The organism is Daejeonella sp., from assembly GCF_037719425.1.
Classification (GTDB): Bacteria; Bacteroidota; Bacteroidia; order Sphingobacteriales; family Sphingobacteriaceae; genus Daejeonella.
Genome location: NZ_JBBJNI010000152.1, coordinates 1 through 10,192 on the forward strand (window position 1 = coordinate 1; position 10,192 = coordinate 10,192).

At 41.8% G+C, this 10,192-nt stretch carries 8 protein-coding genes and 1 tRNA gene; all 9 read left to right on the forward strand.

All coding sequences use genetic code 11. The features are described 5' to 3' along the window. The first annotated feature begins 192 nt into the window (after window positions 1-192). The 9 genes from rlmF (at window position 193) to WKF69_RS16320 (ending at window position 10,134) form a co-directional block, all read left to right on the forward strand. A complete protein-coding gene (rlmF, locus tag WKF69_RS16280) occupies window positions 193-1,107 on the forward strand; it encodes a 23S rRNA (adenine(1618)-N(6))-methyltransferase RlmF (protein ID WP_340383223.1) in 915 nt (304 codons plus the stop codon). A gap of 123 nt (window positions 1,108-1,230) precedes the next feature. After that, on the forward strand, window positions 1,231-1,830 hold the full coding sequence (locus tag WKF69_RS16285; protein WP_340383226.1) for a sigma-70 family RNA polymerase sigma factor: 600 nt from the start codon (window positions 1,231-1,233) through the stop codon (window positions 1,828-1,830). A 40-nt stretch (window positions 1,831-1,870) separates the two neighbouring features. Then, a complete protein-coding gene (locus tag WKF69_RS16290) occupies window positions 1,871-3,100 on the forward strand; it encodes a hypothetical protein (RefSeq protein WP_340383228.1) in 1,230 nt (409 codons plus the stop codon). Continuing rightward, window positions 3,100-3,648: a YceI family protein gene (locus WKF69_RS16295; RefSeq protein WP_340383230.1), complete on the forward strand. Its 549-nt coding sequence runs from the start codon at window positions 3,100-3,102 to the stop codon at window positions 3,646-3,648. The genes WKF69_RS16290 and WKF69_RS16295 overlap by 1 nt, the downstream gene beginning before the upstream one ends. Before the next feature lie 10 nt (window positions 3,649-3,658). Continuing rightward, a complete protein-coding gene (locus tag WKF69_RS16300) occupies window positions 3,659-4,564 on the forward strand; it encodes a DUF5777 family beta-barrel protein (RefSeq protein ID WP_340383232.1) in 906 nt (301 codons plus the stop codon). Between the two features lie 24 nt (window positions 4,565-4,588). Next, on the forward strand, window positions 4,589-5,029 hold the full coding sequence (locus WKF69_RS16305) for a Rieske (2Fe-2S) protein (RefSeq protein WP_340383234.1): 441 nt from the start codon (window positions 4,589-4,591) through the stop codon (window positions 5,027-5,029). Between the two features lie 313 nt (window positions 5,030-5,342). Continuing rightward, window positions 5,343-6,866: a DUF4394 domain-containing protein gene (locus WKF69_RS16310; RefSeq protein WP_340383236.1), complete on the forward strand. Its 1,524-nt coding sequence runs from the start codon at window positions 5,343-5,345 to the stop codon at window positions 6,864-6,866. A 366-nt stretch (window positions 6,867-7,232) separates the two neighbouring features. Then, window positions 7,233-8,993 carry a serine hydrolase gene (locus WKF69_RS16315; RefSeq protein ID WP_340383238.1) on the forward strand — a complete coding sequence of 587 codons (1,761 nt, stop codon included), beginning with the start codon at window positions 7,233-7,235 and terminating at the stop codon, window positions 8,991-8,993. Window positions 8,994-10,058: 1,065 nt separating this feature from the next. Then, a tRNA-Gly gene (locus WKF69_RS16320) sits at window positions 10,059-10,134 on the forward strand. The last annotated feature ends 58 nt before the right edge of the window (window positions 10,135-10,192 follow it).

The following is a 10,192-nucleotide window of genomic DNA, read 5'->3' on the forward strand; positions in this document are numbered from 1 at the left end:
TTATTTCTTTATTTCCGTCCATTTTTTCAATTAATTTAAACCGCACAACGGGTAAAATAATATGAGCAGATTATACTCCTTTGTGTGCCTTGGGATATACTTATTCTTGTTTGTTAACACAGCTTATACCCAGCAGGTGTAGGGTGAATCGAATGCTGATGTAAGAGGCTTTAATTTCCCTATTTTAGCGGTATGACAAAGCCTGAAAGATCTAAAAATGAGCAAAAGGACCAGCTCCATGCCCGAAACAAACACCGGGATCTTTACAACTTTGAACAACTTATAAAATCATGTCCCGAACTCGGGAAACATGTTGCAAAGAACGATTACGGTAATCTGTCAATCGATTTTAAAGACGCGGACGCTGTAAAAACATTAAACAAAGCCTTGCTTATTCATTTTTATGGAGTTGAGTTATGGGATATCCCAGAAGGATATTTATGTCCTCCTATACCAGGCAGGGCGGACTATATTCATTACCTGGCGGATCTGTTAAAGGATGCGGACGGCAAGGTACCCACCGGCAAATCCGTAAGGGTGCTGGACATTGGAACCGGCGCAAATTGCATATATCCATTGATCGGACACAAAGAATACCGCTGGACGTTTGTTGGTTCCGAAATTGATTACCTTGCTATACGCTCAGCAAAAAATATTATTGAGGCAAATCAGCTTACACAGTCTGTTAGTATTCGTAAGCAAAGCTCAGCTGACCATATTCTTGATGGAGTAATCCATCGTGGTGAAAGATTTGATGCGGTGATTTGTAATCCCCCGTTTCACTCATCCTTACAGGAATCAATGGCAGGCACAGATCGCAAATGGAAAAATCTTGGCAAAGAGGCTGGCCGGAACGATCTCAATTTCGGGGGCAAGAATTCCGAACTATGGTGTGAGGGGGGAGAGCTTCGTTTTGTAAGCAGGATGATTCAGGAAAGTGCCGCGTTTGCTGATTCGGTTGTATGGTTCAGCTCACTCATCTCAAAAAAAGAAACGCTTCCTGTTTGTTATAGTGAACTTAAGAAAGCAAATGCGACCGATGTCAGAACTATCCCTATGTCGCAGGGGCAAAAAATAAGCAGGATTCTTGCCTGGAAGTTCAAATGAGGTTATGGTATTCGCATCAGCATCTATGTTTTCGTAAATTACGTATGTAATAAAAAAATGTATTTTTAGATATTCAGGCAACCTTTATTTGACTTCGTACGTGTTGTCCCTAGAAACAAAGTTGTGATTAGCAGAAATGAACTAAAGCTTTTAATTGGCAGGTGCATAAAAAAGGAGCTAAACGCGCAGGAATTGCTGTATAGAAACTTTTATGGCTTCTCTATGAATATTTGTTTGAGATACTCGTCAAATCGTTCAGAGGCTCGCATAATAATCAATGATGGCTTTTTAAAGATTTTCAATAATCTTCACAAGTTCGATCCCGAGAAACCATTTGAACGATGGGTAAGCAGGATCATGTCAAATACGGCTATTGATCATTACAGGGCTGAATTGAAACATATGAATTTGGTTGATATCTCTGATGTGGACGAAGTTTTTGAACATGCCACCATTGAGCACAAATTATATTATGATGAACTCATTAAGCTGGTTCAGCAGCTGCCGCCATCATATAGAACTGTGTTCAACTTATACGCCGTCGATGGCCTTACGCATGAAGAAATTGCACAAAAGCTGAAGATCAGTGTTGGAGGATCTAAGTCCAACCTGTTCAAAGCAAGGAAAAAACTAAGAGAACTCCTGGAGCTGGCATATAGACAAAGTGAGAAAATTATTAACACTAATGAACCTGAATATCAGCTTCTAAGGGTTTCAAAGTAGCGCAGATTCGAACACTCCAAAAGAGAAAAAAAATAGTTTAATGAAAAATTTTGATAAACACGAATTCGACGAAATCTTCAGGGCGGGGCTGATTTCTCCTTACCTGAATGAAGTCGATGAAGACTGGGCGTTGATGAAAGGCCGTCTTCAAAGCCAAAAAAGCCGGAATACGATACCATCGTACATTATATTTGTATCGGCGATAGCTGCAGTTTTTCTGCTGGTGTTGGCTGTAATATTTAATTCTGATGACTTTACACAGGATCAGCCAGATATTAATGCGAACGCGGATAGCAAAACCGGGCCAGCGCTTAAGGCTCCTAACCGCGTCGAAATTGTGACAGAATCGACTCCTGCAAAATCTCCATTTAGCGCGCCGGGTAGACTGTTGCTGAGCACACCGAATGTTTATTACAGTAATTTTGAGTCAAACGCTGAAGTGGAGGCACCTGCCCAAAGTACCCTGGCAGCACAGGTAATTACTGCTGATATTCCTAAAGCAACCGATCCTTCCAATAATACTTCTGTGCCGGCAGTGCTGGCTCCGGACGCGGGAGATGTGAGTAGCTCTGTTAACGGAGAGGTGGCGGTGAGTGAGAAGCCTCTTTCAGCAGATGATGTTCCTGCGGCTGATGAAGAGGAAGAAGATAATACGAAGTCAAATTCTTCTAAGAGCCGTTTCTCCCTGGCTGTTAACTTTGCGCCCGATCTGAATGGCGTGGAACAGCTTCAAAACAACAAGCTTAGCTATAGCCTGGGTGCAGGCCTGATCTACAAGGTTTCGAATAAGCTCTCAATAGAGGCCGGTGCTGCCTATGGGAAGAAAACCTATCAAACAGGGTTTTCGTCCTTTAGACCGGCCAGCTATAATCATTTCCAGGTTAAACCTAATATTGTCAGTTCGGGATTTGATGTAATGGATATACAGCTGAATCTAGCCTATACCCTGTTGAACAAAGGTAAATCCAGCATTGGTTTAGGAGCGGGGATCTCGTCATACCTTATGCTGGATGAGCAATATTCATTTACCTATCAGAATTTGAACGCCCGCGGATTAAGCTCTTTTAGAACCGGTTATCAAAACAATCATTTTTTTGGAATTGCTAATCTGAGCCTAAGCTACAAAAGAAGCCTTACCAATAATGTTAAGCTCGCGTTTAACCCATATCTGAAACTTCCGCTAACTGATCTTGGATATGGCAATATAAGATTGAGATCTGCAGGTATGAGTGTGGGAGTGATCACTAACTTAAATAAAAGTAAAAAGTAATGTATACGAAGTTGTTGCTTGGATTTCTCACATGTATAATGCTGACCGCACATAATGTTAAGTCTGTGTTCGTTACCAAAACAGCTGAATTAACTTTATTCTCCGAAGCCCCAATGGAGGATATTGAAGCAACTTCTAAAAGCGCTTATGGTGTTATAAATACCGATAATGGGGAGATACAATTTGGAGTTTCTATAAGGAGTTTTCGATTTAGAAAAAGCCTGATGCAGGAGCATTTCAATGAAAATTACATGGAATCAGATAAGTATCCCACAGCAAAATTTAAAGGAAAGTTGAATACACCGATAGACGTTTCGAGAGACGGTTTGTATCAGGTGACCGCTACAGGGGATCTCGAAGTTCACGGTGTAACAAAGAAGCGTTCAATTTCAGGCACCGTAAAAGTCTTGAACGCTCGGCTGGAATTAAGCTCGGCATTTAATGTTAAGTGCGAGGACCATAACATTAAAATTCCCTCCCTTGTATTCAAAAATATAGCAGAAACCATTCGAATAACCTTAAAAGGTACTTTTAGTACCGTCAAATAAAGCAAGTTTTATGACCAAGATTTACATCTTATTAATAACGTTTTCCCTGTCCGTCTACCAAAGCACTGCTCAGGATATGGACTCCGTTATGAGAGAAATGACTTCCGATCAGGATGGGGAGGTTGCTATTGCTTCCTTCAAATCAAGCCGTTTGATCCTATCCCAAACGACTACGATGATTAAGAAAAATGACATGGATTTTAAAGTTATTCACCGATTTGGGGATATCGGGGGAACAGACGGAGGGTCAAAAACACTTTATGGATTTGATAACTCAACCGACATTTATATCGGGTTTGAATACGGAATTTCTGACCGTTTTAACATCTCCTTTGGCCGGAGTAAATACGAACAGTTGTTAGACCTTCAATTGAAATATGCCCTTTTACAACAGAAGGAAACTGCTGGGTCACCTGTATCTGTAAGTGCCCTGGTTAAAACCGGCTTTACACCATATAAGGTAAATACAACGATTTTTGATAGCTATGGAAACCGGTTTTCCCATTTTGTTCAGGCCATAATATCACGGAAGTTTTCTCCTAATTTATCACTTCAAGTTACACCAGGTATTTTGTTCAGAAGCGTTGTGCTTGGTAAAGGTGATGAAAGGACTATGTTTTCAACGGGGATTGCTGGAAGGTATAAATTCACAAAACGCTTCGGAGTGGTTGCCGACTATTACATAATTAATTCCGATTACAGAAAAAATAATCCAAACATAAGCTTTTACAATCCCCTCGGGTTGGGAGTTGAAATAGAGACCGGCGGACACGTTTTCTCGATGAATTTTGCCAATGCCAAAGCAATCGCCGAAAATAATTTTCTTCCCAATTCGACATCGTCCTGGGGTAAAGGCCAATATCGCTTCGGATTTACAATCTCCAGAATGTTCACGTTTAATAAAACAAAACCGTAAATTATATAACCTAAACATAAAGATATGAAAAGAACAGAATTTTTAAATACCCTGGGTTTTGGGTTAGCAGCTGCCTGCACAGGGTGTTTGGCTGCTTGCGGAAAAGGAGACGAACCAACTCCGGGTGGACCCACTCCACCACCACCACCACCTCCCGCAACTGTTAATTTTAATATGGATCTGAATACAGATATAAAATCTGTGGGGGATTCAAAAACCACTAATGGTGTAATTGTGGTTAGACTTGCAGCAGGAAATGCATTAGCATCATTTACGGCCGTTCAGGTGGCATGTACACATCAGGGAACGGCCATCGAATTCAAAAGTGCTCAGGGTAATTTTGTTTGTCCTAATCATTTCAGTGTATTTTCCCCTTCCGGCGCTGTTATCACAGGCCCCGCTAGTTCCGCTTTGAAAAAATATAGTATTGCTATTACAGGTTCTGTGCTTACAGTTACCGGCTAATATTTGTGTTAGGCAGGGCGATTGGCTTCATGTCAGTCGCCTTTTTTTTACGCCTTTATTTTTTTGATATGATGGTACATGCTGCCTTAACAATTCATAATTAGTTTTAACCCCATATTTAATTGATCCATAATCCAATATAGATCTGAAAACTGTTTTTCTCCCCTTGTCGTATATAATTGCTTATGCTTAGGAAATGCCGATATCCGCCCAGTCCTTATGGACCTCATTGCGCCATCCGGTACGTATTTAAGCGCCAAAATAACATCGCACTTTTATAATTATCCAAATATTATTCATTAATCGTAAAAACATGTTCAAATCAACATTTAAAATGGGAGCGGCAATAGTTGTCCTTGTCGTAACCGTTATTTTCACTTCCTGCAAAAAGGATAGAGATGTCGAGTCTGAAATAATTTCGGCAGGCCCAAATCTGAATTTTTATGCGCTGACTTCTGATAGTAAAATTCTATTTCTGAACGCCAATAATGTCTCTACTATAACATCTCAGGTAACTATTACCGGCCTTCAAACAGGAGAATCAATACTTAGTATGGATTTCCGGCCTGCCACCGGACAATTATACGGACTGGGCAGTACAAGCAGGATCTATGTTATCGATCCTAAAACGGGAACAGCCCGGGCTATTGGTGCTACCGCATTCACCCCAGGTGTGAGCGGGACCGTTGCCGGTTTTGACTTTAACCCTACCGTGGACAGAATACGACTTGTAACTTCAACAAACCAGAACCTTCGTTTAAACCCTGAAACCGGTACAGTTGCATTTACCGACCTTAGTCTAAATGCTGTTGCAAATGCAAAAATCAATTCTGCCGCCTACACTCAAAATCGTGCAGGTGCAACTACCACAGTTCTTTTCGATATTGATGTTACTAACGACAAACTGCATAAACAAGATCCGCCCAACGATGGCAAACTTGTTGAAGTTGGTGCTCTTGGATTCGACATTGAAGAAGCCGGTGGATTTGATATCAGCCCCGATGGATCGGTAGCTTTGGCTGCAATGTCTGTTGCGGGAAAATCTGGTTTATTTACGATAGACCTTAGTTCTGGCAAAGCCACGAAGGTCGGAAATTTTATGAACCAGATCATTGGTATTGCAATTCCAACTGAGCCTGTAGCATACGCATTAAATACCAATAACGAGCTTGTGATATTTAATCCGATGGCTACTGCAATTGTGCCGGTGAGTAAGCCAATTACAGGAACACAGGCAGGCGAAACACTCATCGGTCTTGATATGAGGCCGCTAAACGGCCAGCTTTTTGCGTTAGGAAGTACCAGCAGGCTTTACTCGGTGAATGCTTCATCCGGAGTCGCAGCAATGGTTGGTACTGGTCCGTTAAGTACCGTTGTAACAGGCACAGATATCGGATTTGACTTCAACCCTACAGTAGATCGTATCAGGATTGTGAGCAGTGCCGGACTTAACCTTAGGGTAAATCCTGCGGATGCGACACTTACTGTTGACGGAGCTATAAGCGCAGGCACCTCCGCTATTACGGCTGTAGCATATACAAATAATTTTGCGGGTACAACAACCACTGTTTTATTTGACGTTGATTCGCAAACAGATCGTCTTTTCAAACAGGATCCCCCAAATAATGGGACGCTTGTTGACGTTGGTGCCCTTGGGTTTAATGTAGAATCTTCAAATGGCTTTGACATCGGAGGTACGAGCAACACCGCATACGGTATCTTTAACGTAGCCGGAGTTTCCCGCATCTATACAGTCAACTTAACAACCGGAGCAGCTACTGCAGGCGCTACATTCCCCCAATCTGTTAAAGGGTTTACTCTTGGATTAGGATTTTAGAATTTTATAAATTGAAGAGATTGAAGGCCTGACCCCTGCTGAACGTTATTTGGCGGGGGTCAGGCCTTTGATTTGATGATGATTAACAATTTTTTTAAAGCCCTTTTGTATCCCTCATTTTAGTCTGAAGCTGAATTCTGAAACAAAATATTTTCATCTGCGTAGAATATAGTATGTTTTCTTGCGTTTTTAAGTTATCTAAGCTAAATTAGCTTAAGTCGATTAAGAAAAGGGGATTCTTAATTGTGGGATCTGGAAACTGCATAGTTTAAAGATTAGTGTAAACGATTAATATATGGTGCTTTGGGGAAAAAGTTTTTTAAGAGGGGAATAGCCGGTATCAGTCTTAGTGCAGGCGTCTTAATAATGCTCATTTTTTTCGGGGGATTTGATGATCCAATCAGCCCGGCGGAAATCACTGCCGATTTAAATTTAAAAGCAGATGCTCAGCAGTCTACGGTATTGCTAAATAATGCCTCCAGCACAATTCCTTTAATAAACCTGAAGGACCGGAAAATCGCTTCTATAAATATCGGACTTCTTTATGCCCATTCATTTAACGAAGTTTTGCGTCATTTCGCTCCAGTAGATGAAGTGGAATTAACTAAGGCGACTGCCACCAAACTCAAACCATATACAACCATTATAGTCCAGGTAAATTCTGAATCTCTGGCTTATCCGGAAACTGTTAATTATCTTCTTAACCTTCAGCTGGAAAAAGAAGTGATCCTCGTGGGTTACGGTAACACATTTGCACTCAAACTTTTAAGTAGTTTCACTGATCCGATTATTTGGAATCCCGAGACTTCTGAGACAGCAGCAGATTTTTCTGCCCAACTTATCTTTGGAGGAACTACAGCTCACAATCGTTTAAAGGAGGAGGTTAGCCCTGTATACACGGCTGGTTCCGGATTTTCAACTGAAAAGATCAGATTAAGATACTCTACACCCGAAGACGTTGGCATCAACTCAGCGAATCTTAACAAGATAGATAAAATTGTAAACGAAGCCATTAGCCAGCATGCTACGCCAAGTGCGGTGGTTATGGTGGTCAAAAATGGTAATGTGATATTTAACCGGGCTTATGGTTCTCATACCTATGGTGGAGCGCCCACCCAGCCAGATGATATTTATGACCTCGCGTCAGTAACCAAAACTGCGGCAACTACTATAGCGGTTATGCGCCTTTACGAGCAGCAGAAACTGGATCTTAATGGAAGTATTGGTTCATATTTTCCTGAGGCCAAAGAAACAAACAAAGAGTTTATTCCCATAAAAGAAGTTATGCTTCACCAGGCAGGCTTTATAAACCTCGATTTTCCAAGCTATATGAAATCGCAGGATCATAGCGCGGATTCGTCATACTCATATCCCGTAAAAGTTGCCGACAACTATTTCGTTCGCAGGAACTATTATCAGGAAGCAATGCTGCCGAAAATGCTTGACTCCCCTATAAGAACGCGTGGGCAGTATGTCTACAGCGATATCAGTATGTACATGATGAAAGAAGTTGTGGAGCATCAGTCTGGTGCTTCCCTCGATCAATATGTATTAAATGAATTTTATGCACCATTGGGGATGCGCACTGCCGGATTCAATCCGCGCCGCCGCTTCGAAAGAAATAAGATTGTTCCAACTGAGGAGGATACTTATTTCCGTAAGACCCTTCTGCAGGGAGATGTGCACGATCAGGGTGCAGCATTGGTGAACGGAGTTTCTGGTCATGCCGGATTATTTGCCAGCGCCAACGATCTTGCAATCTTGAATCAGGTTCTCCTGAACGGCGGAAAATACGGTGGCATTCAATACTTCAAACCTGAGACCGTTGATCTTTTCACATCACGCCAGTCAGGAGTCAGCAGACGCGGACTGGGATTTGACAGGAGTGATGGTGGCAATTATCCCAGTGCACTAGCATCATCAGGAACTTACGGTCATACCGGCTACACAGGAACCTGTGTATGGGTTGATCCAAAAAACGACCTGATCTACATATTCTTATCCAATAGAGTTTACCCCTCTGTTAATAATAAGTTGAACAGCCTGAGGATCCGCCCAAGGATCCAGGATGCTATTTACGAAGCTATTTCTAAAGGCAATGACTATCAGGCAAGGTCTGCGGAATAGTTTACTAAGCATTCCAGTTAGATTCCAGCCAAGGCAGGAACCTCCTCATTGCTGCCCTAAGATTCCAGCGCAGGCTGGAATCTCCCAATATCTCCCCACGGCGTTGTCATTCCAGCGGAGGCTGGAACCTCCAAAAAATCCGCACAGACATTTCAGATTTGGGAGCCGTACAAACTTAAGTTAATGACATTGCTCCCCGGGCTCCTTGTCTGATTGTTCCCATATTTTTGATATTAAGGGTTAATAAAAAAAATGAATTAAGTACCGGTACAGCACAAACCTGGGGAGAAAGAGACGGGAGCCGAAATTTTGAAACAAAATGAACCAAATTGAACCATTTTGAACCATTTGGACGAGTCCATTCAAGTTTCTGCGGCTGCGGTTCGCAGTATGACCGGACAAGATGGGGGAAGAATACCGACTTGATTCGCCCTTTCTATAGCATTTCTTCGGGAAGTGTTCGGTACCAACCATAGCCTTGCCGAAGAACTCCCGAAGAACAACTGAAAAAAAGGCGATAAATTCCGGTAAAACAACCGAAGCCGTCCGGTAGGTATGTCGGATCAAATCAGGACCAAAGGGGTAGCAAGTCCGAAAAAATGCCGAATAGTTGCCAAAGACATCAATGCACTTAGGATTTTCTATGGGGTAAACCATTCATGAAATAACGGATGCCCTGATTAGCAAGCCATTAAACCAATGCACTCAAAAAAAATAAAAAATGCTTGACAGAAACGCTTTTCTGTCTATATTTGCACTCACCAAAACGCGAAAGCTTTAAAGCATCACGAAAGCATCACGATTGGTTTAGTTCTTTAACATGATGAAGTTTCTAACTTATATCATTCAGTCTCAAAAGAGTGGAAGGTATTATGTCGGTCACACTCAAAATATACTTGAACGACTATCTTACCATAACGATGGGAGAGTTACAGCAACCCGTAACAAAGGACCTTGGTACTTGGTTTATAGTGAAGAGTTTGACAATAAGTTAGATGCTAATCGTAGAGAACTTGAAATAAAAAATAAAAAGAGCAGAAGATACATTGAGTATCTTATTAATATGCGAAAGTAGCTCAGTTGGTAGAGCACGACCTTGCCAAGGTCGGGGTCGCGAGTTCGAATCTCGTCTTTCGCTCCAATCCTATAAAAAGGATATTAAATTGCAAATGTAGCTCAGTTGGTAGAGCATCCCGAAG

Excerpts from the sequence above, each read along its gene's own strand:
- WKF69_RS16305 (WP_340383234.1), top strand. The coding sequence starts at position 4,589 with ATGAAAAGAACAGAATTTTTAAATACCCTGGGTTTTGGGTTAGCAGCT.
- WKF69_RS16295 (WP_340383230.1), top strand. The coding sequence starts at position 3,100 with ATGTATACGAAGTTGTTGCTTGGATTTCTCACATGTATAATGCTGACC.
- WKF69_RS16310 (WP_340383236.1), top strand. The coding sequence starts at position 5,343 with ATGTTCAAATCAACATTTAAAATGGGAGCGGCAATAGTTGTCCTTGTC.
- rlmF (WP_340383223.1), top strand. The coding sequence starts at position 193 with ATGACAAAGCCTGAAAGATCTAAAAATGAGCAAAAGGACCAGCTCCAT.
- WKF69_RS16290 (WP_340383228.1), top strand. The coding sequence starts at position 1,871 with ATGAAAAATTTTGATAAACACGAATTCGACGAAATCTTCAGGGCGGGG.
- WKF69_RS16300 (WP_340383232.1), top strand. The coding sequence starts at position 3,659 with ATGACCAAGATTTACATCTTATTAATAACGTTTTCCCTGTCCGTCTAC.
- WKF69_RS16315 (WP_340383238.1), top strand. The coding sequence starts at position 7,233 with ATGCTCATTTTTTTCGGGGGATTTGATGATCCAATCAGCCCGGCGGAA.